Genomic DNA, 23,821 nt, shown 5'->3' on the forward strand with positions numbered 1-23,821 from the left:
CTCGATGTGGAGCGCGAACCCGGCATCACCCTGAAACGCGTTTTCGGAGACAGATCCACATGACCGCATCCCAACATGCCGCCGGCGGCGTCACGCCCGTCGTCACCGAGTTGACTGTCGTCCCCGTGGCGGGCCACGACAGCATGCTGATGAACCTGTCCGGCGCGCACGGCCCGTACTTCACCCGCAATATCGTGATCCTCAAGGACAGCGCCGGCAATACCGGCGTGGGCGAGGTGCCGGGCGGGGAGGGCATTCGCCAGACGCTGGAGGATGCGCGTCCGCTGGTGGTTGGGCAGCCGATCGGCCAGTACCAGGCCGTGCTGAACAAGGTGCGTGCGACGTTCGCCAACCGCGACGCCGGCGGCCGTGGCCTGCAGACCTTCGACCTGCGCATCACCATCCACGCCGTCACGGCGATCGAGGCGGCGATGCTCGACCTGCTCGGCAAGCACCTGCAGGTGCCCGTGGCCGCGCTGCTCGGCGAGGGCCAGCAACGCGACGCCGTGGAGATGCTCGGCTACCTCTTCTATGTGGGCGACCGCCAGAAGACCACGCTCGACTACCGCACCGAGCCCGATGGCGACAACGAATGGTTCCGCGTGCGCAATGAAGTGGCGATGGACGCCAAGGGCGTCGTCCGTCTGGCCGAGGCCGCGTACGAGCGCTACGGCTTCAACGACTTCAAGCTCAAGGGCGGCGTGCTGAGCGGCGACGAGGAGATGGAAGCCATCATCGCGCTGCACGAGCGCTTCCCCAAGGCGCGCGTGACGCTGGACCCGAACGGCGGCTGGCTGCTGGCCGACGCGATCCGCCTGTGCCGCGACAAGCACGGCATCCTGGCCTACGCCGAAGACCCTTGCGGCGCTGAAGACGGCTATTCGGGCCGCGAGATCATGGCCGAGTTCCGCACCGCCACCGGCCTGCCGACCGCCACCAACATGATTGCCACGGACTGGCGCCAGATGGGCCACGCGGTGCGCCTGCACTCGGTGGACATTCCGCTGGCCGACCCGCACTTCTGGACCATGCAGGGTTCGGTGCGCGTGGCGCAGATGTGCGCGGAGTGGGGCCTGACCTGGGGTTCGCACTCGAACAACCATTTCGATATTTCGCTGGCGATGTTCACCCACGTGGCCGCCGCCGCGCCGGGGCGCGTGACCGCCATCGACACGCACTGGATCTGGCAGGACGGCGAGCACCTGACGCGCAGCCCGCTGAAGATCGAGGGCGGCCTGGTGCAGGTGCCCAAGACGCCGGGGCTGGGTGTGGAACTCGACATGGACGCGCTGGCACGCGCCAACCGTCTCTATCAGGAGAAGGGGCTGGGCGCGCGCGATGACGCCATCGCCATGCAGTTCCTGATCCCGGGGTGGAAGTTCAACAACAAGGCGCCGTGCATGGTCCGGTAACGCGTCCGATCACGGATTCAAGCATTAAAGATAAGACAGTAAGACAGGAGACAAGACAATGCTGAAACAGAAGACGCTGTTCCGCCGGATTGCCGGTGTATTCGTCGCCCTGGCCGTGGGCGCCACGGTCAGCAGTGCGGCCGTGGCGGCTGGCACGGCCTGGCCGCAGAAGGCGGTGACGATGGTGGTGCCGTTCCCGGCCGGTGGGTCGTCAGACACCATCGCCCGCGTGCTGGCGCAGCCGCTCAACGACAAGCTGGGCCAGCCGTTCGTGATCGACAATCGCCCCGGCGCCACGGGCGCGATCGGCGCGACCTTCGTCAAGCGTGCCCCGGCCGACGGCTACACCCTGCTGGTGGCCTCGATCGGCGTGTACGCGGTCAACCCGTTCCTCCAGAAGAACCTGGCCTACGACCCGGCCAAGGACTTCGACCTGCTGACCGTGGCCGTGCGTGCGCCGAACGTGCTGGTGGCCAACCCGAACTTCCCGGCCAAGAACCTGGCCGAGCTGGTTGCGCATATGAAGAAGAACCCGGGCAAGGTGAGCTTCGCTACCTCGGGCGCAGGGTCGTCTGACCACCTGACCGCGGCGCTGTTCTGGCAGAAAAGCGGTACCGATGGCCTGCACGTGCCGTACAAGGGCGGTGCGCCGGCCATCTCGGACCTGCTCGCGGGCCAGGTCGATGTCTCGTTCCAGAACCTCAACGCGGTCATCCAGCACATCCGCACGGGCAAGCTGCGCGCGCTGGCGATTACGTCGGACAAGCGCTCGGCGCTGCTGCCGGACGTGCCGACGATGGCCGAGGCCGGCGTCAAGGATGTGGAAGTCTATTCGTGGCAGGCCGTGGCCGCCCCGAAGGGCCTGCCGGCCGACGTGAAGTCGCGCCTGCACGGCGCGCTGGTCAGCGCGCTCAAGGAGCCGGGGATGCAGAAGAAGCTGGGCGAGCAGGGCTTCGAGATCGTCGCCAACACGCCGGAGCAGTTCGTCCAGTTCGAGAACGAAGAACTGAAGCGCTGGAAGACCGTGATCGAGCAGGGCAAGATCACGCTGGAATAAGCGCCAGGACCGAATCACCGTGGGGGGTCAATGCTCCACTGCAGTCCTTCGCCCCGCCTGAATGGCGGGGTTTTTTATTGTCTGGCGGAAGCGGTGAGATTCGAACTCACGGATGGGTCACCCCATCGGCAGTTTTCAAGACTGCTGCCTTAAACCACTCGGCCACGCTTCCTTGGAGGGCCGCATTATACAAGGTGGCGGCGGCCCGTAGTGTGATGCCCTCGTCAATCGCCTTGTCTGCGGTGTCGGTGTTTGTCGGACACAGCGGAACCTTGTGAGCCGGTTCGCCTCATATTGGCAGGACGCGCGGCGCCTGCCCACCGCGCGTTGGCATGTCAAACAAGCGATAGAGGAGGACTTATCCATGCAGCAACATCGCAGCAAATCATGGCTGGCCCTTGGCGCGCTGGCCTGTGCGGCCACCCTGGCAGGGTGCGCGCAGCCCGGCTACAACGGCTATGGCAACTACAACAACGCCCCGCCGAACACGGGCTATCAGGACCCGAACCAGAGCACCTACCAGGCTCCGGCGGGCTCGGTGTTCACGGGCCGCGTGGAGTCGATCGAGCCGATCAACTCCACGCAAGGCAGCTCGGGCCTGCTCGGCACCGTGATCGGCGGCGCGGCGGGCGGCCTGCTCGGTCACCAGATCGGCGGCGGGCGTGGCCAGACCGTGGCGACCATCGGCGGTGCCGTGGCGGGCGCCGTGGCCGGCAACCAGATCGAGAAGCGGGCGGGCAGCAATACGCAGACCGTGTATCGCGTGAACGTGCGGCTGGACGATGGCCGGATGGCCACCGTGACCCAGAGCAATATCGGCAACCTGCGCGTGGGCGACCGGGCGCGTGTGGCCAACGATATGGCCACGCCGTACTGAGTACGTACTTCGTAGTTCTACGAAAAAAGCCACGCGACATGCGTGGCTTTTTTCATTGGGGCAGGAGGGCGCCGGCTCAGTCCTTCAGGAACATCTCCTGGAGGTCGTTCAGGAAGCGCCGGCCCAGTTCGGTCGGGCGGATCGTGGCGAGGTCGGCTTCCAGCAGGCCCTTCTTCTCGGCCTCGGCCAGCGTCTTGCTGATGGTGTGCAGCGGCAGGCCGGTGTAGTCGTGAAAGCTCGATGCCGGCACGCCGTCGGTCAGCCGCAGCGCGTTGAGCATGAACTCGAACGGCAGTTCGTCGGCGCTCACATCGCGTGATTCCTGCACGGCGTTGCCGGCCATCGCCTCGCGCATGTAGGTGGCGGGGTGTTTGTGCCGCATCTGGCGCAGTACCCGGTGCGGGAACGACAGTTTGCCGTGCGCGCCCGCCCCGATGCCGAGGTAATCGCCAAAACGCCAGTAATTGAGGTTGTGCCGCGCCTCCCGGTGCGGCTTGCCGTAGGCCGAGGTCTCGTAGTGGCGGAAGCCGGCCTCGCCGGTGCGGGCGTCGATGATGTCCTGCATCTCGTAGGCGATGTCCTCGTCCGGCAGTGCGGGCGGGTACTTGGCGAACAGCGTGTTCGGCTCCAGCGTCAGGTGGTACATCGACAGATGCGTGGTGCCATAGGCCAGCGCCGCTTCGAGGTCGCGCACGCATTCCTCCACGGTCTGGCCCGGCAGCGCGTACATCAGGTCGAGGTTCACGTTGTCAAAGCTGGCCTGCGCGATGTCGATGGCCGCGCGCGCCTCGCGCTCGCCGTGGATGCGGCCCAGCGCCTGGAGATGCCGGTCGCTGAAGCTCTGGATGCCGATCGACAGCCGGTTGATGCCGCTCGCGCGATAGCTCGCGAACCGCTCGGCCTCGAAGGTGCCGGGGTTGGCTTCCATCGTGATCTCGGCGTCGGCATCGAGCGGCAGCAGTGCGCGGATATCCGACAGCAGCCGGTCCATGCCGGCGGCGGACAGCAGGCTCGGCGTGCCCCCGCCGATGAACACCGTATGCACGGGGCGGCCCCAGACCAGCGGCAGCGATTGTTCCAGGTCGGCGCGCAGGGCGTCGAGGTAGGCGTCTTCGGGGATGTCGTGGCTGTCTTGTCCGCCGACGGTGCCCGGCGCCGCGTGCGAGTTGAAATCGCAATACGGACACTTGCGCACGCACCACGGGATGTGGACGTAGAGCGAGAGCGGCGGGGAGCCGGGCAGGGCGATCTGGCCCGGCTTGAGCCAGAGTTGCTGGTTGTCGGCGGGAGAGACGGGAGCCGAGACAGCCGGCTTGCCGCTGCTGACGGGGTGAATCGGAATCATGCGCGAACCTTCAGGCTGGCCGCCTGGAGCCGGGCCACCAGCCCCTGGAGCGCCAGCGCGCGATGGCTGATGGCGTTTTTCTCTTCCGCGCTCAGTTCGGCGGCCGTCTTGCCGATGCGCGGGAGCAGGAAATGCGGGTCATAGCCGAAACCGCCGGCGCCGCGCGGGGCATCGACCACCTCGCCGGCCCAGGTGCCTTCGGCGATGATCGGGCGCGGGTCGTCGGCATGGCGCACCAGCACCAGCACGCAGTAGTAATGCGCGTGGCGATTGAGCTTGCCGGCCAGCTGCGAGATCAGGTGCGCGTTGTTGGCTGCGTCGGACTTCGGCTTGCCCACGCTTTGCGCGTAGCGGGCCGAGTACACGCCCGGCGCGCCGTCCAGCGCGTCCACGCAGATGCCCGAGTCGTCGGCCAGCGCCGGCATGCCGGCGAGGCGGCTGGCGTGGCGCGCCTTGGCCAGCGCGTTCTCGACGAAGGTCGGATGCGGTTCCTCGGCTTCGGGAATGCCAAGGTCGCCCTGCGGCACCACGTCGATGCCAAGCGGCATCAGCAGCGCGCCGAACTCGCTCAGCTTGCCGGGATTGTTGGAGGCCAGCACAAGGCGTTGCATCGTCATCCCCTTTTGCTTTGCACGTTTCTCGTCGCTTACAGGCCGAGCGCCAGCTTCTGGTGGCGCACGAGGTCGGCAATGCCGGCTTCGGCCAGGCGCGTCATGGCGTCGAGGTCGGCGCGGCTGAACGGCACGCCTTCGGCGGTGCCCTGTACTTCGACGAAGCCGCCGCTGCCGGTCATGACCACGTTCATGTCGGTGTCACAGCTGCTGTCCTCGGCGTAGTCCAGGTCGAGCACGGGGACGCCGTCGACCATGCCCACGGAGACCGCGGCCACGAAGTCAAGAATTGGACTTTTTGCGATCAGGCCATCGGCCAGCATCTTGCTCACGGCGTCATGGGCGGCGACGAAGGCGCCGGTGATGGCGGCCGTGCGGGTGCCGCCGTCGGCCTGGAGCACGTCGCAATCGAGATGGATGGTGTACTCGCCCAGCGCGCCGAGGTCGAACACCGTGCGCATGGCGCGGCCGATCAGGCGCTGGATCTCCTGCGTGCGGCCGGTCTGCTTGCCGCGCGCGGCCTCGCGGTCGGAGCGGGTGTGCGTGGCGCGGGGCAGCATGCCGTACTCGGCCGTGACCCAGCCTTCGCCGCTGCCTTTCTTGTGCGGCGGCACCTTGGCCAGCACGCTGGCCGTGCACAGCACCTTGGTATCGCCAAAGGCACTCAGCACGGCACCTTCCGCGTGGCGGGTGTATTGGCGGGTCAGGGTGATGGGTCGCAGCGCATCGGCTGCGCGTCCGCTGGGTCGCATGGGGATCTTTCGTTGGAATCGGGTGAGACCGCGATTCTAACGCCGGCGGGCCATGCGTGTCCGCCGGAGTCCCGTGCGCGATACCTCAGCGCATGAAATTGGTGGTCTTGTCGATCGCGGCGCGGATCTCGGCAATCGACCGTTCGATCTCTTCCTCGGACAGCAGGTCGCTCTCGTTGCCCGTCCGTTCCAGGATCGACGTGGTGAAGGCGTTCAGCGGCAGGGTGTCGGTCAGCACGGCGTCGTCGTTCGGCACGGTGGCGTCGGCTTCCCACATCATGGCGATGGCTGTGGTGTTGTCGGCACCTTCGCCGGCGTTTTGAAGCGCCTGTTCGATCATGTCCGGGATGGCGTGCACCACCGACAGGCTGGTCACCCGGTCGACAATGACCTTCTCCTCCAGCGCGCCCCACAGGCCGTCCGAGCACAGCATCGCCACGTCGCCCGGTTCCAGGCGCACCGGGCCGCCGATGTCGATCAGCGGCAGGTTGGGCGAGCCGAGGCAGTTGTAGAGCTTGTTGCGCTCGGGGTGGTTGGCGACGTCCATCGGCAGCACGCGCTCCTGCTGGAGCAGGTTTTCGATCTTCGAGTGGTCCCGGGTGCGGGTGAGCAGGGTGCCCTTGCGGATCAGGTACAGGCGCGAGTCCCCGGCGTGGGCCCAGTGGATCTGGCCGTTCTGGATCAGGCAGCAGACCACGGTGGTACGCGGCACGTCCGCCAGGCGGTTGGCTTCGGCATAGCGATGGATCTCGCGGTGCGCCAGCATGACCGTGTCCTGGAGGAAGTCCGCCGGATTGCGGATGGCCGGGCGGGCCTGGGTCTGGAACTGGCGCGCCAGCGTCTGCAGGGCTTGCTGCGCGGCGACTTCGCCCAGCGCATGGCCACCCAGGCCGTCGGCCAGCACCATCAGCAGGGCATCGCGCGTGAAGCAGTAGCCCATGCGGTCCTGGTTGATACGGCGGCCGCCTTTCCGGCTTTCCTGGTAGACGGAGAATCGCATGTTGTCGTGAGTTCGGTCAGGGTCAGCCCGGCGGGTGCGCGGGGCCGACGCGTAGTGATTTAATCGCCGCTCTGCGTCGTGGCGGTGTCGTCGCGGCGGCGCAGCAAGGTCATGAAGCGGCTCGTCGCGTTCATGCGTTCGGTAACGGGCCCAGCAGGGTTGGCTGCCGCCGCGGCGGCCGATTGCTCGCCCAGCGCGTTGCTCTGGTCGCGCAACTCCTTCTGGAGGCGGAACACGCTTTGCGGGCGCTCGGACGGCGTGAGCCGGAGGCACCATTCGACGAGGTCCACCAGCCCGTTGGTATAGGTGGCGCGCAGCCGGGAGATCGACTCGCCCATGCGGTCTTCCTTCTCGCGCTGGTTGGCCTCCTGCGGCGGCATGCCGGCCATGCAGGCGTAGAGCGTGGCGCCCAGGCTGTAGATGTCGGTCCAGGGGCCGAGGTCGCTGTGCTTGCCGTAGAGTTCGGGTGCGGCGAAACCGGGGGTGTACATCGGCTGGAAGCGGGCGGCTTCCATGGTCAGGATCTGCCGCGCGGCGCCGAAGTCGAGCAGGATCGGCGATTCGTCCTCGCGCAGGTAGATATTGCCGGGCTTGATGTCCAGGTGCAGCAGCTTGTGGATATGGACTTCGCGCAGGCCGCTCATCAGGTCGTGGAACACCTTGCGGATGAACCGCTCGCGCAGCACCTTGGGCTTGCCCTGCTGCCGGGCCTGCAGGATATGCTCCTGCAGCGTCTTGCCCAGCTCGTAGTTCATGACCATGTAGACCGTGGAGTTCTCGCGGAAGAAATTCACCACGCGCACCACGCTCGGATGGGAAATGCGCGCCAGCGAGCGGCCTTCCTCGAAGAAATATTTCAGGCCCAGGCGAAACGAGGCCGCGTTCTCTTCCGGGACGACCGGAATCAGCTCGCCCGGGTTGCGGCGGGCCAGCGAGGACGGCAGGTATTCCTTGATGGCCACCGGGGCGCCGGTTTCATCGGTGGCGAGGTAGACGAAACTGAACCCCCCGCTGGCCAACTTCTTTACAATACGGTAGTTGGCCAGCAGCGTGCCGATGGGCAGCGGCGCACTCTTGGGTTGGTTAGCGCCCTTGGACTCTGTCATAGGATTCGGGACCTCATTTGCTCCCGGATTCTCCCGGCTAATCGATCACTTGTAAAGAAAACATTAGCGGGGACTGTTGCCAAAAATCCGCGTTTTCCAACCGGATTTTTCGTTGATTTTCTGCCCGGCCGGCGCGCTGCCGGCGCCCCCGCCCCGGTGCTGGCTTTGCGCGCCCCGGCGGGCGCGATAACCGCTCCGATTTACCCGTATTTCGACCCTTTCCGACTCTTACGCGAGATAACCGACAATGATCCACAGCATGACAGGGTATGGCCTGGCGACGCGCCAGGCGCCGCTGACAAACGCCAAGGGCGAGCCCAGCGGCCGGACCGCATCGGTTTCGGTGGAATTCCGGACTGTCAATTCGCGTTTTCTCGACCTGTTGTTCCGCGCCCCCGAGGAATGTCGCGCGTTCGAGCCCGCCCTGCGCGAGATGCTCATGGGCGAGCTGTCGCGCGGCAAGCTGGAATGCCGTATCAACCTGCAGCGCACCGATACCGGCGGCGCCACGCTGGCGCTGAACCAGGGTTTGCTGGACCAGATCCGCGCGCTGGAGTCCACCGTGGCCGCCACCTTCAGCGGCGCCGGTTCGCTGCGCATGGGCGAGATCCTGCGCTGGCCCGGCGTGCTGGTCGAGCCGGAACTGTCGCAGGAATCCCTGCGCGAGGCCGTCACGGGTGCCGCCCGTGAGGCGTTGAACCAGTTGCTGGAAGCGCGCCGGCGCGAGGGCGAGGCCCTCAAGGCCACGCTGATGGAGCGCATCGACGCGATGCTGGCCATCGTCGAGCGCCTGACGCCGACCATCCCCCAACTGATCGCCCATCATCAGGAAAAGCTGACCGAGCGCCTCCAGGAGGCGTTCAACCTGGCCGCGCCGTCCGGCATGCCGTCGATGAGCCGCGACGAGATCGGCGAGCGCATTCGCCAGGAAGCCACGGTGTACGGCATCCGCATCGATATTGCCGAGGAACTGTCGCGCCTGCAGGCCCACCTCAACGAAACGCGGCATATCCTGAAGAAGGGCGGGCAGGTCGGCAAGCGGCTCGACTTCATGATGCAGGAGCTGAACCGCGAGGCGAACACGCTCGGCTCGAAGGCCGCCGCCAAGGAGTTGGCCGATGCGTCGATGGAGCTCAAGCTGCTGATCGAGCAGATGCGCGAACAGATCCAGAATCTCGAATAAGTCCTAAACCATGAGTGAAACGTCCCACACCGCGTCCCAGTCCGCGCCGCACGTCGCCATCGACACCGCCTACCCCGGCAACCTGTTCATGGTGGTGGCCCCGTCCGGGGCCGGCAAGTCCACGCTGGTGAACAAGCTGCTGTCGCAGGATTCGGCCATCCGCCTGTCGATCTCGCACACCACGCGCAAGCCGCGCCCGGGCGAGCAAAACGGCCGCGAGTACCATTTCACGACCGTGGACGAGTTCCGCGTCGCGCGCGACCGGGGAGAATTCCTGGAATGGGCCGAGGTGCATGGCAATTACTACGCCACGTCCCAGGTCTGGATCGAGCAGCAGATGGCCCAGGGCAACGACGTGCTGCTCGAAATCGACTGGCAGGGCGCCCAGCAGGTGCACAAGCGGTTCTCGAACGCGGTGGAGATCTTCATCCTGCCGCCGTCGCTGACCGCGCTCGAGGAGCGGCTCAAGAAACGCGGCCAGGACGAGCCGAACGTGATCGTGCGCCGCCTGCTGGCCGCGGGCAGCGAAATGTCGCATGCGTCGGAATCGGATTACGTCATCATCAACGAGGTGTTCGATGACGCGCTGGCGCAGCTGAAAGACGTCGTCCGTGCCACCCGTCTGCGCTTTTCGTCGCAGAAGGCACGTCACAACGAGCTGTTCATCGAGCTGGGCATTCACTGACCGAAGGTCGGTGCCCAAGGGTCGGCCGGAACGTTTTCGGCCGCGTGCTGTAAAATGACGGCCTGTCGAACAGGTTTTGTCTCAAGGTGGATTCAATATGGCGCGTATTACCGTCGAAGATTGTCTGAAACACATCCCGAACCGCTTTGAGCTTGCGCTCGCCGCGACGTATCGGGCACGCCAGCTGGTGCAGGGCCACACGCCCAAGGTTGAGGCCAAGGACAAGCCCACCGTGGTGGCGCTGCGCGAGATCGCGTCCGGTCAGGTCGGCATCGAGATGCTGAAGAAGGTACCGACCTGATTGCCAGGGCGGCCTGTGGTGCATCGTTGTCTCGCGTACGTGCGGATTCAGCCGCGCATTCGTCCGGATTCCAGGGGCCGCCCCCATGTCTTCATCGTCGTCCAAGTCCGCGATCCATCCCGCGATCGTCCTGCCGGGTCCGCCCGGCGTACGGACGGACGGCGAACGGCCGGCACCGGGCCCCGTTGCCGCCGCCAGCGTGGCCCCGGGCGCCCCTTTGCCTGCCACGCCCTCCGCACTGCCGGTGTCGGTCGGCTTGCCGCCTGCGCCGCCGGGTTCACCCGGGGGTAGGCGCACCATGTCTGGCCAGATGCCGATGACCGCCCGAACCGGCGCCCCGAACCTGCCCGATCCGCTCGGCGACAACGTCGTCGGGGAACGGTCTGTCGTGCCGCCGCTGCAAGGCAAGTCACGTGCTGGGTTGGCCAACGACCTCGTGGCCGAGCCCATCGAGGGCACCCTGCCTGCCGCGCCGGCGGGCGAATTGTTCATCGACGCAGTGCTGGCGCAGTCATACCGGCACTTCTTCGGTCCGACCTCGCAGCCGGCCGTCCCGCCGCGCCAGCAGGTCATCTCCATCTCCCGGCTGATGGAGACGCTCACCTACCTGAAGCCCGCCGATCAGGCGCTGGTGCGCGAAGCCTTCCAGTTTTCCGACGAAGCCCACCTGGGCCAGTACCGCCAGAGCGGCGAGCCGTACATCACCCACCCGGTGGCGGTGGCGGAACTGTGCGCGGACTGGAAGCTGGACGTCCAGTCGATCATGGCCGCGCTGCTCCATGACGTGATGGAGGACCAGGGCATCACCAAGAGCGAACTGGCCGAGAAATTCGGTCCCAAGGTCGCGGAACTGGTGGATGGCCTGACCAAGTTGGACAAGCTCGAATTCCAGAGCCGCGAGCAGGCGCAGGCGGAAAGCTTCCGCAAGATGCTGCTGGCGATGGCGCGCGATGTGCGGGTGATCCTGGTCAAGCTGGCCGATCGCACGCACAACATGCGGACGCTCGATTTCGTGCCGCCCGAGAAGCGGCGCCGGATCGCGCTCGAAACCATGGAGATCTACGCGCCGATCGCGCATCGGCTGGGTCTCAACACGATTTACCGCGAGCTCCAGGAACTGTCGTTCAAGGTGGGCTCGCCGTTCCGCTACGCTACGCTCGAGAAGGCCGTCAAGGCCGCGCGCGGCAACCGGCGCGAGGTGGTCAAGCGCATCCTGGAAGCCGCCGAGCGCGCGCTGGCCGACGCCGGCATCGTGGCCGAGCTGTCCGGGCGCGAAAAGACGCTGTACAGCATCTATCGCAAGATGCACGACAAGCAGCTGTCGTTCTCGCAGGTGCTGGACGTCTACGGCTTCCGCGTGGTCGTGGAAACGCAGATGCACTGCTACATGGCGATGGGCGCGCTGCACAGCTTGTACAAGCCGATGCCGGGCAAGTTCAAGGACTACATCGCAATTCCGAAGATCAACGGCTACCAGTCGCTCCACACGACGCTGGTGGGCCCGTTCGGCACGCCGGTGGAGTTCCAGATCCGCACGCGCGGCATGCACCAGATTGCCGAGGCCGGCGTGGCTGCGCACTGGATGTACAAGCACCAGGCCGATCACGCCAACGATATCCAGCAGCAGGCGCACCAGTGGCTCCAGTCACTGCTGGACATCCAGAGCCAGACCGGCGACTCGCAGGAGTTCCTGGAGCACGTCAAGATCGACCTGTTCCCGGACGCGGTCTACGTGTTCACGCCGAAGGGCCATATCCGCGCGCTGCCACGCGGCGCCACCGCGCTGGACTTCGCCTACGCGGTGCACAGCGACCTCGGCAACCAGTGCGTGGCGGTCAAGATCAACAACGAGTTGTTGCCGCTGCGTACCGAGCTGAAGAGCGGCGATATCGTCGAGGTGGTCACGGCGCCGTACTCGAAGCCAAATCCGGCGTGGCTCGCCTTCGTCCGCACGGGCAAGGCGCGCGCGGCGATCCGACATTACCTGAAGACGACCAAGCTCGACGAGGCCATCCAGCTGGGCGAACGCCTGCTGGAGCAGTCGGCGCGCCAGCTTGGCATCGAGCTCAAGGCGGTGCCGCAGGCGGTCTGGGATCGCATGATCCAGTGGACCGGCAACAAGCACAAGGAAGACATCTTCGCCGACCTGGCGCTCGGCCGCCGCGTGCCGGCGGTGGTGGCGCGGCGCATGGAGATCCTGCTGCAGGAGCTGTCCGGCGACGTCGACAGCGCGCTGCTGGCTGCCGTGCAGACCTTCGCGGGCGAGGAAGCGCCGGCCGTGCCGATTACCGGCGACGAAGGCATGTCGATGATCTTCTCGGCCTGCTGCCGGCCGATTCCCGGCGATTCGATCGTCGGCTATCTCGGCAAGGGCGAGGGGTTGCAGATCCACGTGCAGGATTGCAAGGTGGCCAAGCGGCTGCACAGCAAGGACCCGGAGCACTGGATCGAGGTCATGTGGGCCAAGAAGACGACCCGCGCCTTCGACGTGTCGATCAAGGTCATGGTGCGCAACGTGAAGGGCATCGTGGCGCGCGTGGCCGCGGACCTGACCGCCGCCGACGCCAACGTGGCCCACGTGGCCATGGAGCAGCAGCAGGGCGGCCACCAGGAAGCCACGTACATGCAGTTCGTGATCCAGGTCCAGAACCGCCTGCACCTGGCCAACGTGATGCGCGGGCTGCGGCGCAACCCGGACGTGATCCGGATCTTCCGCGACCGCAACGACGGCTGACGCCTAGTTCACCGCGCCCTTCGCCGGGTAACGGACTTCCAATATATCGATCTGTTCCATCCCGGCCGGCGTGCGCAGCGGCACGGTGTCGCCCTCGCGCGCCTTGATCAGTGCCTTGGCGATCGGCGAAATCCAGCTCACATGGTTGTTGTCGAGGTCCACCTCGTCCATGCCGACGATGGTGATCGTGGTTTCGTCGCCGGACTGGTTCGCATAGGTGACCGTGGCGCCGAAGAAGACCTGGTCGTTGTCGCCCTGCAGCGAGGGGTCGACGACTTCGGCCTTGTCGAGCCGGCGCGTGAGAAAGCGGATGCGGCGATCGATCTCGCGCAGCCGCTTCTTGCCATAGAGATAGTCCCCGTTCTCGGAGCGGTCGCCGTTGGAGGCGGCCCAGGAGACGATCTGCACCACCTCGGGACGGTCCACGTCGATCAGGTGCATCAGCTCGTCGCGCAGGCGGTTGTAGCCCGTGGCGGTAATGTAGTTCTTGGTGCCGGCAGGCACCGGCGTGGCGCCCTCGGGCAGGTCGTCGTCATCATCGTCCGACGACTCTTTGACAAAAGCCTTGTTCATGGTCCGGATCACTTCTTCGGGTAGTCATTATAGGAAGTTGCGCGGCCGGAGCGCGCCGGGCGAAAAAAATGCGGCGTAGGGGGTTCACAAAATTGAAAACTTCTATATAATCTCATTTCTCGAGTGCGGCTGTAGCTCAGTTGGATAGAGTACTTGGCTACGAACCAAGGGGTCGTGGGTTCGAATCCTGCCAGCCGCACCACCTATCGAGTCAAAAAGGGCTTCCGGAAACGGAAGCCCTTTTTGCATTCCCTCCCCGCATTTCCCTTCCCTCCCGGAACACTCCGCCCGCATACCGCTCAAACCTGCATCGGTCCTTGTCGATCGCACGGAGAACGCGCATGAACCAGGATGAATGGCGGGTAGAGGGCTATCGGGGCATGGATGCCTACGTGCTGCTGTCGTCGCATCGGCAGGCCGTGGCTGGCAGCGTGTCTGATACGGAAACGTACGGCTACGAGGTGCGCATCGCGCAGGAGGGTGTCGATCCCTCCGATACCGGCGATACGGAGATCCTCTCCAGCGGCGGCCACGAATTTGCCACGCGGCACGCTGCCGAAGTGGCGGCTTTCAGTGCCGCCTATGCACTCATCGACAAACTTTTAGGACCGGTCAGATAGACAGCAAAGTTCCTTGCGGGTAGCGCAATGACGTATGTCACGGCGTGACCTGCCTGTCGGGGCGGAACTTGATCTTGATCATTTTTGATCGGTGGGGTGGCACCTAGGCTGGATGTGGAGCGCGATGTTCGCGCCTTGCAGCAGACCGGAGGTAGCCACCATGTCCGAGTATGAAGGATTCAAGATCGTCTACGAGGTGATCCATTTGCCGAAGGGCAAGTGGGGGATCCTGATCGAGATCATCCGGCGCGTGGACGGCGAAATCCTGATGGCTCGCCACAATCCTTTTCCGAGCCATCCTTTCGATACGAAGCTCGAGGCGCTCGAGCATGTGAACCGCTACGTCGCTTCGACGCTCGATGATCTCGATGACGCGCACACGGTGCGGCGGATCGCATGATCCGCATCGGTGATGCACAAAAAGAAAACGCCCTTCGCGGGCGTGTTCTTCTTCACGGTGCAGAAAGTGGAAATAGTGTTTGCCTTATGCGGGACGATCCCCCATAATCCATCTCCTTCGGACGCGGGGTGGAGCAGTTGGCAGCTCGTCGGGCTCATAACCCGAAGGTCGCAGGTTCAAGTCCTGCCCCCGCAACCAACACCTCTGAAGCCCTCTTCAAAAACCTCTGCCGATCACGGCAGAGCGTTCCTGGCAGTACTTTCCAAAGTTCGTAATTTCAACGCCTGACGCTTACGCGTGCACCAGCGACGCCGCCTTCGCGAACGTATCGCGCACTTGCGGCTGGCCTTCGCGCTCCGCCGCCTCGGCACGATCGGTGAGGCGGCCCTTGAGCACGGCGATATTGCCGCCGCCGCCCAGCTTGGTCGATGCATCGCGCATCAGTTGCGTGAGTTCCTGCGTCACGTCAGCACCATCGAAGGCGCTGACCGACAGCGCGGACACGCGCTCCAGAAAATTGTTGACCAGCGCTTCATCATGTTGCGGTTCGGGCATGGCTGCTCCTTGTCGAACGATTGAGAGAGGCGATGTGAGACGCAGGGCCGGCGGGATCAGGACCGGGGCAGTTGCGGCGTGATGCGCCGTCGGGCGGGCTTCAGCGCCCGCGTGGGCCAGAGCACGTAGTTCGTATGCGGGTCCATCGGCTTGCCGAAGTACGAGACCCACACCTGCACGCCTTGTTCGGTTTCGGAAACGATCGCGGCCACGGCACGGGCGGCGACGGAAGGGGACTTGAGCAGATCGGCCAGGGCTTCCACGCCCTGGACCACATGGTGCTTCACCCCCCTGAACCACACGTACTGACGCATGGCTGCAAGAAAATTCTTTGTCATGGACTCGACGGTTCCTTGTTGTAGTGCTGCGAGATGAGACCCAAGCTTACACGCTTAGTTGTGACACCTTTGTAGGGAGGCGTCTGATTTTTCCGCAAAGGCACGGCCGAATGTGATGCATGCGACGTGCGCTGCCAAATTGACATTGGGCGACGCTTGTCTTAGCTTCGTTACATACTCTGCACATCGCTGTTTCCTGAATCGTTGTCCCGGCCCAAGGCATGGAGGCATGGTGGAACATGTAGCGGATCTGAACGAACGGCGCGCCCGTGGCAAGGCGCTGCGCCAACTGGTGCCGCGACGGACACACGCAGCGGTCGGCAACGTGGATCGGGACCCGATTCCGCTACTCGAGACCAGCAGCGCTGGCCGGGTGGAGCGGCTGGTGCCCTTGCGCTACGGGCGCATGATCCAGTCCCCGTTTACATTTTTCCGAGGCAGCGCGATCGTCCAGGCGCACGACCTTGCGGGTACGCCGGCCTCGGGCATGACCATCCAGATCTGCGGCGACTGCCACCTCTCGAATTTCGGCGGGTTTGCCACGCCCGAGCGCGCGCTGCTGTTCGATGTGAACGATTTCGACGAGACCAGTCCAGGCCCGTGGGAGTGGGACCTGAAGCGGCTCACCGCCAGCATGGTCGTCGCCGCGCGCCACCTGCGTCACGGCAAGACTGCCGCCGACAATATGGTCTGCGAAGTGGTCAACAGCTATCGCGACCGCATGGCCATGTATGCGGAAATGGGCGTGCTGGAAACCTGGTACGACCGCATTACGTTCGACCGCCTGCTGGCCGAGGCACTCAACCCCACGGCCCAGAAGGAGATCCGCCGCGCGATGGAGCGTGCCGCCACGCGTACGCATGAGACCCTGCTGCCGAAGCTGAGCGCGCGCTCAGGGCACCGCTGGCGCATCCTGGACGCCCCGCCGGCCGTCTTCCATATCCGGGGCGAGCAAACGCTGTTCACGAAGGACGACGACTGGCTGAAGAAGAGCGTCGATGCCGACGTGATCGCCAAGTGCTTCAGCGATTACACCTCCACGCTGGCCGCCGATCGCCGCGAACTGCTCTCGCATTTCATCTCCCAGGACATCGCCTTCAAGGTGGTGGGCGTGGGCAGCGTGGGCACGCGCTGCCTGATCCAGCTACTCACGGACAGCCATGACAAGCCGCTGTTCCTCCAGTTCAAGGAGGCCACGCAATCGGTGGTGGCGCGTTATTTCAAGTCCCCGGCGGTGACGCACGAGGGCCGGCGCGTGGTGGAAGGGCAGCGCCTGATGCAGGCCGCCAGCGACCTGTTCCTGGGTTGGACCAAGGGGCCCTCCGGCCGCCACTTCTACGCCCGGCAGTTGCGCGACATGAAATTCTCGGCCGAGATCGAACTGATGGATGCCGAACTGCTGACCGGCTACGGGCGCGTGTGCGGCCGGGCGCTGGCCCGCGCGCATGCCAAGGCGAGCAACCTGGCGCCGGAGATCAGCGGCTACCTGGGCACCAGCGACGCCATGGCCGAGGCGCTGGTGGGCTACGCCAACGCCTATGCCGACCAGGTGGACCGCGACTACGAGGCCTTCGCCGCAGCATGCCGGTCGGGGCGGCTCGCCGCGCGTACCGATGCCGACATGGCTGCCGATTTCCAGGTTTGATGCCCGCGTAAAATCAGAATCGTCCTAAGGAGTTTGCCGATGACCGAGGATATGCTGCTGCAACTGATGGTGGAGGTGGAGCGTGCGGACCCCATCGACTACGCCAACCTGCCGTTCGACGATGACGCGCTGCGGGCGCTCGCCTGCAAGCTGATCGCCGAACGATCGACGGAACTGGAGCTGTCGGGGATGTCGCAGGAAGCGCTGTTGGCGACACTCTGGGCGTCCACGGCCAAGCTCGTGCTCGAGAACATCGTGCTCAACGCGCGGCTGCTGACCTTGCAGGGATTGCCCGACGACGCCAAGGCGCTGATCGACCGTATCGCCCGCCAGTCGCGCGGTGGGGCGTGAATCCTCCAGCGATAAAAAGCGGCCCGTGCATCACACGATGCGCGGGGGCCGGCGTTTGGATAAAATACCGGCTTCAATCGGGCCTGGGCCTGATTTCTGGAGGTTTTACGCGTGATCAAGTGGATTATCGTCGCTGCATATCTGGGTGCCATCCTGTATGTGCATTTCCGCGGCAAGGTGCGACTGCCGTTCATGCGCCAGTTGCTCGACCACTCCGCGCTGGTGGCGCCGGTCAACTGCTTCATGTACATGTTCTCGGGCGTGCCGCGTACGCCGTACATTGGCGTCGAGCGGTTCCCGGACCTGGAGAAGCTGCGCGCTGCATGGCCGCAGATTCGTGACGAGGGCCTGGCCCTGGTCGCGATGCGCAAGATCAAGGCCGCCGACAAGAATGACGACGCCGGCTTCAACTCGTTCTTCAAGTACGGCTGGAAGCGTTTCTACCTGAAATGGTACGAGGCGCAGCACCCGTCCGCCGAGACGTTGTGCCCGAAGACCGTGGCGCTGCTGCGCGAACTGCCGACCGTGAAGGCGGCGATGTTTGCCGAGCTGCCGCCGGGCGGCAAGCTGAACCCGCACCGCGACCCGTTTGCCGGCTCGCTGCGCTATCACCTGGGACTGTCCACGCCGAACGACGACCGCTGCTTCATCGAGGTGGACGGCGAGCGCCATAGCTGGCGCGATGGCCACGGCGTGGTGTTCGACGAAACCTACCTGCACTGGGCCGAGAACCGCAGCGACAAGGATCGCCTGATCCTGTTCTGCGACATCGAGCGTCCGATGCGCTATCGCTGGACCGCCGCGGTCAACCACTGGTTGGGCCGCAAGGTGATGACGGCCGCCAGCTCGCCGAACGAGGAATCCGACCAGACCGGCGCCATCAACAAGCTGTTCCGCTTCGTCTGGCTGGGCGGTCAGTACCGCCGCCGCTTCAAGTCCTGGAACAAGAACGTCTACTACGTGACCAAGTTCGGGCTGATCCTCGGCGGCGTCGCGCTGATCGTTTTCCTCTGATTTTTGCGATCGATTTCCCGATAGTCAGGGCTCGGCGGCACCCGTCCGCCGACGCTCGGCGCCCACGGCCTCGTAGTGCGCACGCTTGTCCTCGTACATGCGGCTGTCGGCCAGCTTGACCGTATCGGTCAGCCGGTCGCCCTGCGTGCACGTGGCGGCGCCAATCGAAAACGACAGCCGCGCACCCGGATAGAACTGGTTGTTCAGCTCCACCACCTGCTGGATCTGATCGACCACCGTGGCTGCGCCGCGTTCGTCGTTGCCGGGTAGCAAAACCATGAATTCATCGCCGCCGATGCGGGCCACGCAGGCCTGCTCGCCCACGGCTTTCTTGAGCACCTCGCCCGTGCGGCGCAGCAGCGCGTCGCCGTCGCCGTGGCCGTACTGGTCGTTGACCTGCTTCAGGCCATTGAGGTCCACCGCCACCACGCTGACCGGCCACGGACCCTTGCGGCCCAGGCGCGCCAGTTCATCCTCGTAATACGCGCGGTTGTAGAGCTTGGTCAGCACGTCGTGCTTGCCCAGGAACTCGACGTAGGCCTCGGCCTTCTTGCGCGCGGTGATGTCGGTCAGCGACACCAACACCTGATCCCAGTCCGCCTCCCGGCCCGGGAAGACCGACCACTGCATGAATACGTCCACCGAGCGGCCATCGAGCGCGTAGTTGATAACTTCGCGCTGCTGCCAGAGCTTTTCGTGCCAGAGGTCGATCAGTTGCTCGGCGAAGTGGATGCGCATGTCGTCGCGGAACACGTCGCCCAGCCGGGACAGCAGGATGTCCTTGCTCGGCGCGGCGAACATCGTCAGCGTCTGCTGGTTGACGTCGAGCACGCGGATCTCCTGCATGCAGCGCGAGACGAAGTCCGGGTGCACATTCAGAAAGGTCCGAAAATCGGTGATGCCGGCCGCGCGCACCTCGTCCAGCAGCATCTTCACCGCGCTGAAGTCCTCCACCCAGAGCGAGACCGGCGAGTGTTCGAACAGTCCCTGAGCGTATTGCTGGCTGCGGCGCAGGTCGCGCTCGCTGCGCACGCGCGTGGTGATGTCCTCGATCGACAACAGCACGCGCGACCAGTCCTGCTCGTGGCCCGGCATGACCGTGGCGTCGAGCCGGATGTCGAGCCGTTCGCCGTCGAGCGTGTAGTTGACGGTCTGGCTGGCGAAGTGCCGGCCGCCGTCCCAGAGCTGGCCAAGTTCCTCGACGTGCTGGTCGAACATGTCGTCACGGAACACGGTGTCGAGGTTGGCGACGAGGTCCGCCAGGTCGGCGGCGCGGAAGAGGTCGAGCGTGCGGCGGTTGACGTCGAGCACGCGGATCAGGGCCGAGCAGCGCGCCACTTCGGCCGGGCGCTCGCGCAGATAGGCGCGCAGGTCGGTGACCCCGTCCGCGCGCAGTTGATCGAAGGCCAGCCGCACGGCGCTGAAGTCCTCGAGCCAGAGCGAGACAGGCGCGAGCTGAAACAGCGTTTGATAATCGTCGTCGAGCCGCGAAGCGGCGGGTGCACTGCCCAAGTTTGCTCTCCCTGGTTCTGGTAGTCGGTGTCCGCGCACAAGCATAGGCGAGGGCGCCGCCATTTTGGGACAAATCCTAGCGGAAGTCTCGCAAGAACGGTGCCGGGCGCGGGGGAGCGGGAGGGCAGGGCGGCGTCAGGGTGCCAGCCGACGCACCACGCCGGCCACCGTTTCCAACGCGCGTTCGAGCGCCGGCTCGCGCGGATTGCCGCAGTTGAGCCGCAGATAGTGATCGAAGCGGTTCGAATTCGAGAACATCGAGCCAGGCATGACTCGGATGCCATGGGTCAATACCTCCTCGAAGACGGCTTCGGACGACATCCCGGCCGGCAACTCGATCCACAGGTGCAGCCCGCCGCGCGGCAGCGTGAGCCGCGTGCCGGCCGGAAAGCTGCCCGCCACAGCCTGCGCCATCCATTCGCGCTGGATGCGCAACTGCTCGCGCAGGCGGCGCAGATGGCGCTCGAACGCGCCGGTGCCCATGAAATCGGCCACGGCGATCTGCGCGAGCATCTCGTTGGGGCGCGACAGGCCGAACTTGAGCATCTCCACGCGCGCCTGCCACTTGCCGGCGGCGATCCAGCCCAGCCGCATGCCCGGTGCCAGCACCTTGTGGAGCGAGGCGCAGTGGATCACGTTGCCCGTTGTATCCCACGTCTTGGCCGCCGCGAGCGGGGTCTCGCCCTCGTAGGTGGCGGCGCAGCTATCGTCCTCGATCAGCGTGATGCCGCGCGCCTCGCACCACGCCACCAGGCGCTGCTTGTGCGCGTCGGGCATGACGCAGCCGAGCGGGTTCTGCAGATTCGGCACCACGGCCACGGCCTTGATGTTGTCGTAGGTCTGCGCGGCCAGTTCCAGCGCCTCCAGCGAGATGCCGGTCTGCGGGCTGCACGGGATTTCGAGCGCGCGCATGCCCAGGCTCTCGAGAATCTGCAACAAACCGTAATACGTGGGCGATTCCACGGCGATGACATCGCCAGGCTTGGCCACGGCGCGCAGGGCGAGGTTCAGCGCCTCGGTGCAGCCGTGGGTGACGACGACGTCCTCAGGCGCGAGCTGGATCCGCGAGCGCAGCGCGTGCCGGGCGAGTGCGGCGCGCAGGGACGGGTGGCCGTCCGCCTCGGCTGCGGTGCCGAAGAGATCGGGATAGCGCCGCAGCGCGCGAGCCGTGGCGGTGCGCAGCGCAGCGGTGGGGTAGAGCGAGGGCGCGCCGCACGCGCCGCCAAAGTTGATCTTGATATCGCGATGCTGGCCGCGCGCGAGGATGGCCGAGATGCGCTGATGGATGCCGACGTATTGCGCCGGGTCAGGCAGGCCGGCGGCCGGTTCCTCGATCTGCGCCAGCGCCGGGCGCGACGGCGCGCGCACGAAGTAGCCCGAGCGCGGCCGCGCTTCGAGCAGGCCCGCGGTTTCCAGCTCCCGGCACGCCTGGAGCGCCGTGGACAGGCTCACCTCATGCAGCCCCATCAGCGACCGCACCGACGGCATGCGGTCGCCCACGGCCAGCGTGCCGGCGGCGATGGCCTGCCGGTAGTGGCCGGCCACCTGTTGATAAAGGGGGAGGGAGGGGTGCGTGGCAGTCATGGCGCGATCATCGCCCACGGGGCGCGGGCACAACAGATACAGATGAAGGGTGTCTGTATCGTAACAGAGCCGGACTGTGCGATCTGTTCTGGTCGCACCCGCAATCCCTTGTGCCTGTTGGCTTGGCGGGTCGCCGGATAGGCTGGAAACCTGATTCTGGACCCCGGAGCGCGATCATGTCCCAAGCGAAATTTTCGACCGAAACCTACCAGTTGGCCGCCGGTCAGTGGCTCAAGCTGCACCTGAAGCCCGGCGCCGTGGTGCACCTCGCATCCGGTCGCCTGACCGTGGCGGGCCCGCCAACCTGGCTGGCCGAGACGGTTAGCCGGCCTGCCGCCACGCTCACGCCCGGCGCGGTGTACATCGCCGGCATCGCCGGCTGGACCACGCTGGCGGCCCACGGCGCGGCAACCGTGCACATCATGCAGCCGTCGCCGCCCCCGGGATGGTGGCGACTGATAAAATCCCGCTTCGGCCGATCTGGCCTCCTGCTGGGTAACGCCCGGCCACCAGACACCAAGGCCGCTGAAATACCCGTTCCCCATGCTACGTCTAAGTGAAGTCAAACTCCCGCTCGACCATACCGAGAGCGACCTGGAGGCAGCCGTGCGCAGCCACCTCGCGCAGATCGGTGTCAAAGGCGACGGGATGGTCGCGTTCACCGTCTTCCGCCGCGCGCACGATGCCCGCAAGCGCGCCGATATCAAGCTGACCTACATCGTCGATATCGAAGTCCGCGACGAGGCCGCCGCCCTCCAGCGCATGGCCGGCAAGCCCAACTGGAGCGTGACGCCCGACATGACGTACCGCTTCGTGGCACAGGCCCCGGCGGGCGGGCCGACGCTGCGCCCGGTGGTGATCGGCCTGGGTCCGTGCGGGCTGCTGGCGGGCCTGCTGCTGGCGCAGATGGGCTTCCGCCCGATCATCCTCGAGCGCGGCAAGGAAGTGCGCGAGCGCACCAAGGACACTTTCGGCCTGTGGCGCAAGAGCGTGCTCAATCCCGAGTCGAACGTGCAGTTTGGCGAAGGCGGCGCGGGCACGTTCTCGGACGGCAAGCTCTACAGCCAGATCAAGGACCCCCGCCACTACGGTCGCAAGGTGCTCGATGAATTTGTGCGCGCGGGCGCACCCGAGGACATCCTCTTCAAGGCGCGGCCCCACATCGGCACATTCCGGCTGGTGAGCATGGTGGAGAAGATGCGCGCCGAGATGCTGTCGCTGGGCGCCGAAATCCGCTTCGAGACGCGCGTGGACGACATCGACATCGAGAACGGCCAGGTGCGCGGGCTCAAGCTCTCCACCGGCGACTACCTCGAGTGCGACCACGTGGTGCTGGCCGTGGGCCACAGCGCGCGCGACACCTTCCACATGCTGCACGACCGCGGCGTGTTCATGGAGGCCAAGCCGTTCTCGCTGGGCTTCCGCATCGAGCATCCGCAGGGGCTGATCAACCGCAGCCGCTTCGGCAAGTTCGCTGGCAACAAGCTGCTGGGCGCGGCGGACTACAAGGTGGTGCACCACGCCAGCAATGGGCGCGCGGTGTACAGCTTCTGCATGTGCCCGGGCGGCACGGTGGTGGCGGCGGCATCCGAGCCGGGCCGGCTGGTGACCAACGGCATGAGCCAGTACTACCGGGCCGAGCGCAACGCCAACGCCGGCATCGTGGTGGGTATCACGCCGGAGGTCGATTTCCCGGGTGGCCCGCTGGCCGGCATCGCCCTCCAGCGTCACTGGGAGGAGCGTGCCTTCGTGCTCGGCGGCAGCGACTACCGCGCGCCGGGCCAGCTGGTGGGGGATTTCATCGCGGGACGGCCGTCCACGGCGCTGGGCTCGGTCGAGCCCTCGTACAAGCCGGGCGTGACGCCGACGGACCTCAGCACGGCGCTGCCGGACTATGTGATTGACGCGATCCGCGAGGCGCTGCCGGAACTCGACAAGAAGATTGCCGGGTTTGCGATGCACGACGCCGTGCTGACCGGGGTGGAGACGCGCACGTCGTCGCCGCTGCGGATCCGGCGCAATAACGACGACTACCAGAGCATCAATGTGAAGGGGCTGTACCCGGCGGGCGAGGGCGCCGGCTATGCGGGCGGGATCTACTCGGCCGCCATCGACGGTATCGAGGTGGCCGAAGCCGTGGCGCTCGACATCGCCAACAGCTAGCCG

24 protein-coding genes and 3 tRNA genes are annotated in these 23,821 nt (G+C 65.7%); 16 read left to right on the forward strand and 11 right to left on the reverse strand.

Annotation, left to right across the window (positions count from 1 at the left end; translation table 11 throughout):
• Nucleotides 1-59: 59 nt before the first annotated feature.
• The gene (gene gudD / locus BM115_RS07380; protein WP_092292225.1) at nt 60-1,412 is read left to right on the forward strand and encodes a glucarate dehydratase; all 1,353 of its coding nucleotides are present in this window, start codon (nt 60-62) and stop codon (nt 1,410-1,412) included.
• A 58-nt stretch (nt 1,413-1,470) separates the two neighbouring features.
• Nucleotides 1,471-2,469 (forward strand): Bug family tripartite tricarboxylate transporter substrate binding protein, encoded by a 999-nt coding sequence (locus tag BM115_RS07385; protein ID WP_092292227.1) that lies wholly within the window; start codon nt 1,471-1,473, stop codon nt 2,467-2,469.
• 82 nt (nt 2,470-2,551) lie between these two features.
• On the opposite strand, the gene BM115_RS07390 is transcribed toward BM115_RS07385, so the two are convergent.
• Nucleotides 2,552-2,641 (reverse strand) — tRNA-Ser (locus tag BM115_RS07390).
• A gap of 192 nt (nt 2,642-2,833) precedes the next feature.
• Between BM115_RS07390 and BM115_RS07395 the strand changes: the two genes are divergently transcribed.
• Nucleotides 2,834-3,346, forward strand: coding sequence for an outer membrane lipoprotein (locus tag BM115_RS07395; protein ID WP_092292229.1), 513 nt, complete (start codon nt 2,834-2,836; stop codon nt 3,344-3,346).
• A 76-nt stretch (nt 3,347-3,422) separates the two neighbouring features.
• Here the strand turns inward: BM115_RS07395 and hemW are convergent, their stop codons facing one another.
• The 5 genes from hemW to BM115_RS07420 all read right to left on the reverse strand — a co-directional run bounded on the left by hemW (nt 3,423) and on the right by BM115_RS07420 (nt 8,160).
• Entirely contained in the window at nt 3,423-4,691 is a 1,269-nt protein-coding gene (gene hemW, locus BM115_RS07400) for a radical SAM family heme chaperone HemW (RefSeq protein ID WP_092292231.1), read from the reverse strand.
• Entirely contained in the window at nt 4,688-5,302 is a 615-nt protein-coding gene (rdgB, locus tag BM115_RS07405; protein WP_092293271.1) for an RdgB/HAM1 family non-canonical purine NTP pyrophosphatase, read from the reverse strand. The genes hemW and rdgB overlap by 4 nt, the downstream gene beginning before the upstream one ends.
• A 35-nt stretch (nt 5,303-5,337) precedes the next feature.
• On the reverse strand, nt 5,338-6,054 hold the full coding sequence (gene rph / locus BM115_RS07410; protein WP_092292233.1) for a ribonuclease PH: 717 nt from the start codon (nt 6,052-6,054) through the stop codon (nt 5,338-5,340).
• 85 nt (nt 6,055-6,139) lie between these two features.
• Nucleotides 6,140-7,054 carry a PP2C family protein-serine/threonine phosphatase gene (locus tag BM115_RS07415; protein ID WP_092292235.1) on the reverse strand — a complete coding sequence of 305 codons (915 nt, stop codon included), beginning with the start codon at nt 7,052-7,054 and terminating at the stop codon, nt 6,140-6,142.
• A gap of 59 nt (nt 7,055-7,113) precedes the next feature.
• Entirely contained in the window at nt 7,114-8,160 is a 1,047-nt protein-coding gene (locus BM115_RS07420) for a serine/threonine protein kinase (RefSeq protein WP_092292237.1), read from the reverse strand.
• 247 nt (nt 8,161-8,407) lie between these two features.
• Between BM115_RS07420 and BM115_RS07425 the strand changes: the two genes are divergently transcribed.
• The 4 genes from BM115_RS07425 (at nt 8,408) to BM115_RS07440 (ending at nt 13,063) form a co-directional block, all read left to right on the forward strand.
• Entirely contained in the window at nt 8,408-9,343 is a 936-nt protein-coding gene (locus BM115_RS07425; protein WP_092292239.1) for a YicC/YloC family endoribonuclease, read from the forward strand.
• 10 nt (nt 9,344-9,353) lie between these two features.
• Nucleotides 9,354-10,028, forward strand: coding sequence for a guanylate kinase (gene gmk, locus BM115_RS07430; protein WP_092292241.1), 675 nt, complete (start codon nt 9,354-9,356; stop codon nt 10,026-10,028).
• 97 nt (nt 10,029-10,125) lie between these two features.
• Complete coding sequence (gene rpoZ / locus BM115_RS07435; protein WP_006578656.1) at nt 10,126-10,329, forward strand: DNA-directed RNA polymerase subunit omega; 204 nt, start codon at nt 10,126-10,128, stop codon at nt 10,327-10,329.
• 316 nt (nt 10,330-10,645) lie between these two features.
• A complete protein-coding gene (locus BM115_RS07440) occupies nt 10,646-13,063 on the forward strand; it encodes a RelA/SpoT family protein (RefSeq protein ID WP_092293273.1) in 2,418 nt (805 codons plus the stop codon).
• Between the two features lie 3 nt (nt 13,064-13,066).
• On the opposite strand, the gene greB is transcribed toward BM115_RS07440, so the two are convergent.
• Nucleotides 13,067-13,636 (reverse strand): transcription elongation factor GreB, encoded by a 570-nt coding sequence (gene greB / locus BM115_RS07445; protein WP_092292243.1) that lies wholly within the window; start codon nt 13,634-13,636, stop codon nt 13,067-13,069.
• Nucleotides 13,637-13,761: 125 nt separating this feature from the next.
• Between greB and BM115_RS07450 the strand changes: the two genes are divergently transcribed.
• The 4 genes from BM115_RS07450 to BM115_RS07465 all read left to right on the forward strand — a co-directional run bounded on the left by BM115_RS07450 (nt 13,762) and on the right by BM115_RS07465 (nt 14,854).
• Nucleotides 13,762-13,838: transfer RNA gene (locus BM115_RS07450), tRNA-Arg, on the forward strand.
• Nucleotides 13,839-13,977: 139 nt separating this feature from the next.
• The gene (locus tag BM115_RS07455; RefSeq protein WP_092292245.1) at nt 13,978-14,256 is read left to right on the forward strand and encodes a hypothetical protein; all 279 of its coding nucleotides are present in this window, start codon (nt 13,978-13,980) and stop codon (nt 14,254-14,256) included.
• A gap of 160 nt (nt 14,257-14,416) precedes the next feature.
• Entirely contained in the window at nt 14,417-14,656 is a 240-nt protein-coding gene (locus BM115_RS07460) for a hypothetical protein (RefSeq protein ID WP_092292247.1), read from the forward strand.
• Between the two features lie 122 nt (nt 14,657-14,778).
• A tRNA-Met gene (locus tag BM115_RS07465) sits at nt 14,779-14,854 on the forward strand.
• 93 nt (nt 14,855-14,947) lie between these two features.
• Here BM115_RS07465 and BM115_RS07470 read toward each other — a convergent pair.
• Together BM115_RS07470 and BM115_RS07475 are read right to left on the reverse strand one after the other, a co-directional pair.
• The gene (locus tag BM115_RS07470; protein ID WP_092292249.1) at nt 14,948-15,211 is read right to left on the reverse strand and encodes a hypothetical protein; all 264 of its coding nucleotides are present in this window, start codon (nt 15,209-15,211) and stop codon (nt 14,948-14,950) included.
• A 56-nt stretch (nt 15,212-15,267) separates the two neighbouring features.
• Nucleotides 15,268-15,549, reverse strand: coding sequence for a hypothetical protein (locus tag BM115_RS07475; RefSeq protein ID WP_092292251.1), 282 nt, complete (start codon nt 15,547-15,549; stop codon nt 15,268-15,270).
• Between the two features lie 229 nt (nt 15,550-15,778).
• Between BM115_RS07475 and BM115_RS07480 the strand changes: the two genes are divergently transcribed.
• The 3 genes from BM115_RS07480 to lpxO all read left to right on the forward strand — a co-directional run bounded on the left by BM115_RS07480 (nt 15,779) and on the right by lpxO (nt 18,559).
• Entirely contained in the window at nt 15,779-17,194 is a 1,416-nt protein-coding gene (locus BM115_RS07480; protein WP_092292253.1) for a DUF2252 domain-containing protein, read from the forward strand.
• A 39-nt stretch (nt 17,195-17,233) separates the two neighbouring features.
• Nucleotides 17,234-17,545 carry a hypothetical protein gene (locus BM115_RS07485; RefSeq protein WP_092292255.1) on the forward strand — a complete coding sequence of 104 codons (312 nt, stop codon included), beginning with the start codon at nt 17,234-17,236 and terminating at the stop codon, nt 17,543-17,545.
• Between the two features lie 111 nt (nt 17,546-17,656).
• Nucleotides 17,657-18,559 carry a lipid A hydroxylase LpxO gene (lpxO, locus tag BM115_RS07490; RefSeq protein ID WP_092292257.1) on the forward strand — a complete coding sequence of 301 codons (903 nt, stop codon included), beginning with the start codon at nt 17,657-17,659 and terminating at the stop codon, nt 18,557-18,559.
• Nucleotides 18,560-18,583: 24 nt separating this feature from the next.
• Here lpxO and BM115_RS07495 read toward each other — a convergent pair whose 3' ends face one another.
• Nucleotides 18,584-20,116, reverse strand: a complete 1,533-nt coding sequence (locus BM115_RS07495; protein ID WP_177219870.1) for a sensor domain-containing diguanylate cyclase — start codon at nt 20,114-20,116, stop codon at nt 18,584-18,586.
• A gap of 90 nt (nt 20,117-20,206) precedes the next feature.
• The gene (locus BM115_RS07500) at nt 20,207-21,655 is read right to left on the reverse strand and encodes an aminotransferase-like domain-containing protein (RefSeq protein ID WP_092292261.1); all 1,449 of its coding nucleotides are present in this window, start codon (nt 21,653-21,655) and stop codon (nt 20,207-20,209) included.
• A gap of 176 nt (nt 21,656-21,831) precedes the next feature.
• Between BM115_RS07500 and BM115_RS07505 the strand changes: the two genes are divergently transcribed.
• Together BM115_RS07505 and BM115_RS07510 are read left to right on the forward strand one after the other, a co-directional pair.
• Nucleotides 21,832-22,215 carry a hypothetical protein gene (locus BM115_RS07505; protein WP_092292263.1) on the forward strand — a complete coding sequence of 128 codons (384 nt, stop codon included), beginning with the start codon at nt 21,832-21,834 and terminating at the stop codon, nt 22,213-22,215.
• Nucleotides 22,199-23,818: an NAD(P)/FAD-dependent oxidoreductase gene (locus BM115_RS07510; protein ID WP_092292265.1), complete on the forward strand. Its 1,620-nt coding sequence runs from the start codon at nt 22,199-22,201 to the stop codon at nt 23,816-23,818. The genes BM115_RS07505 and BM115_RS07510 overlap by 17 nt, the downstream gene beginning before the upstream one ends.
• Nucleotides 23,819-23,821: the final 3 nt, after the last annotated feature.

Origin of the sequence: Cupriavidus sp. OV096 (genome assembly GCF_900115455.1) — a bacterium.
Lineage (GTDB): Bacteria > Pseudomonadota > Gammaproteobacteria > Burkholderiales > Burkholderiaceae > Cupriavidus.

What these genes read in the sequence shown, in the direction of transcription:
- gudD (WP_092292225.1), top strand. Translation starts at nt 60, where the DNA reads ATGACCGCATCCCAACATGCCGCCGGCGGCGTCACGCCCGTCGTCACC.
- BM115_RS07385 (WP_092292227.1), top strand. Translation starts at nt 1,471, where the DNA reads ATGCTGAAACAGAAGACGCTGTTCCGCCGGATTGCCGGTGTATTCGTC.
- BM115_RS07395 (WP_092292229.1), top strand. Translation starts at nt 2,834, where the DNA reads ATGCAGCAACATCGCAGCAAATCATGGCTGGCCCTTGGCGCGCTGGCC.
- hemW (WP_092292231.1), bottom strand. Translation starts at nt 4,691, where the DNA reads ATGATTCCGATTCACCCCGTCAGCAGCGGCAAGCCGGCTGTCTCGGCT.
- rdgB (WP_092293271.1), bottom strand. Translation starts at nt 5,302, where the DNA reads ATGCAACGCCTTGTGCTGGCCTCCAACAATCCCGGCAAGCTGAGCGAG.
- rph (WP_092292233.1), bottom strand. Translation starts at nt 6,054, where the DNA reads ATGCGACCCAGCGGACGCGCAGCCGATGCGCTGCGACCCATCACCCTG.
- BM115_RS07415 (WP_092292235.1), bottom strand. Translation starts at nt 7,054, where the DNA reads ATGCGATTCTCCGTCTACCAGGAAAGCCGGAAAGGCGGCCGCCGTATC.
- BM115_RS07420 (WP_092292237.1), bottom strand. Translation starts at nt 8,160, where the DNA reads ATGACAGAGTCCAAGGGCGCTAACCAACCCAAGAGTGCGCCGCTGCCC.
- BM115_RS07425 (WP_092292239.1), top strand. Translation starts at nt 8,408, where the DNA reads ATGATCCACAGCATGACAGGGTATGGCCTGGCGACGCGCCAGGCGCCG.
- gmk (WP_092292241.1), top strand. Translation starts at nt 9,354, where the DNA reads ATGAGTGAAACGTCCCACACCGCGTCCCAGTCCGCGCCGCACGTCGCC.
- rpoZ (WP_006578656.1), top strand. Translation starts at nt 10,126, where the DNA reads ATGGCGCGTATTACCGTCGAAGATTGTCTGAAACACATCCCGAACCGC.
- BM115_RS07440 (WP_092293273.1), top strand. Translation starts at nt 10,646, where the DNA reads ATGACCGCCCGAACCGGCGCCCCGAACCTGCCCGATCCGCTCGGCGAC.
- greB (WP_092292243.1), bottom strand. Translation starts at nt 13,636, where the DNA reads ATGAACAAGGCTTTTGTCAAAGAGTCGTCGGACGATGATGACGACGAC.
- BM115_RS07455 (WP_092292245.1), top strand. Translation starts at nt 13,978, where the DNA reads ATGAACCAGGATGAATGGCGGGTAGAGGGCTATCGGGGCATGGATGCC.
- BM115_RS07460 (WP_092292247.1), top strand. Translation starts at nt 14,417, where the DNA reads ATGTCCGAGTATGAAGGATTCAAGATCGTCTACGAGGTGATCCATTTG.
- BM115_RS07470 (WP_092292249.1), bottom strand. Translation starts at nt 15,211, where the DNA reads ATGCCCGAACCGCAACATGATGAAGCGCTGGTCAACAATTTTCTGGAG.
- BM115_RS07475 (WP_092292251.1), bottom strand. Translation starts at nt 15,549, where the DNA reads ATGACAAAGAATTTTCTTGCAGCCATGCGTCAGTACGTGTGGTTCAGG.
- BM115_RS07480 (WP_092292253.1), top strand. Translation starts at nt 15,779, where the DNA reads ATGGTGGAACATGTAGCGGATCTGAACGAACGGCGCGCCCGTGGCAAG.
- BM115_RS07485 (WP_092292255.1), top strand. Translation starts at nt 17,234, where the DNA reads ATGACCGAGGATATGCTGCTGCAACTGATGGTGGAGGTGGAGCGTGCG.
- BM115_RS07495 (WP_177219870.1), bottom strand. Translation starts at nt 20,116, where the DNA reads ATGCTTGTGCGCGGACACCGACTACCAGAACCAGGGAGAGCAAACTTG.
- BM115_RS07500 (WP_092292261.1), bottom strand. Translation starts at nt 21,655, where the DNA reads ATGACTGCCACGCACCCCTCCCTCCCCCTTTATCAACAGGTGGCCGGC.
- BM115_RS07505 (WP_092292263.1), top strand. Translation starts at nt 21,832, where the DNA reads ATGTCCCAAGCGAAATTTTCGACCGAAACCTACCAGTTGGCCGCCGGT.
- BM115_RS07510 (WP_092292265.1), top strand. Translation starts at nt 22,199, where the DNA reads ATGCTACGTCTAAGTGAAGTCAAACTCCCGCTCGACCATACCGAGAGC.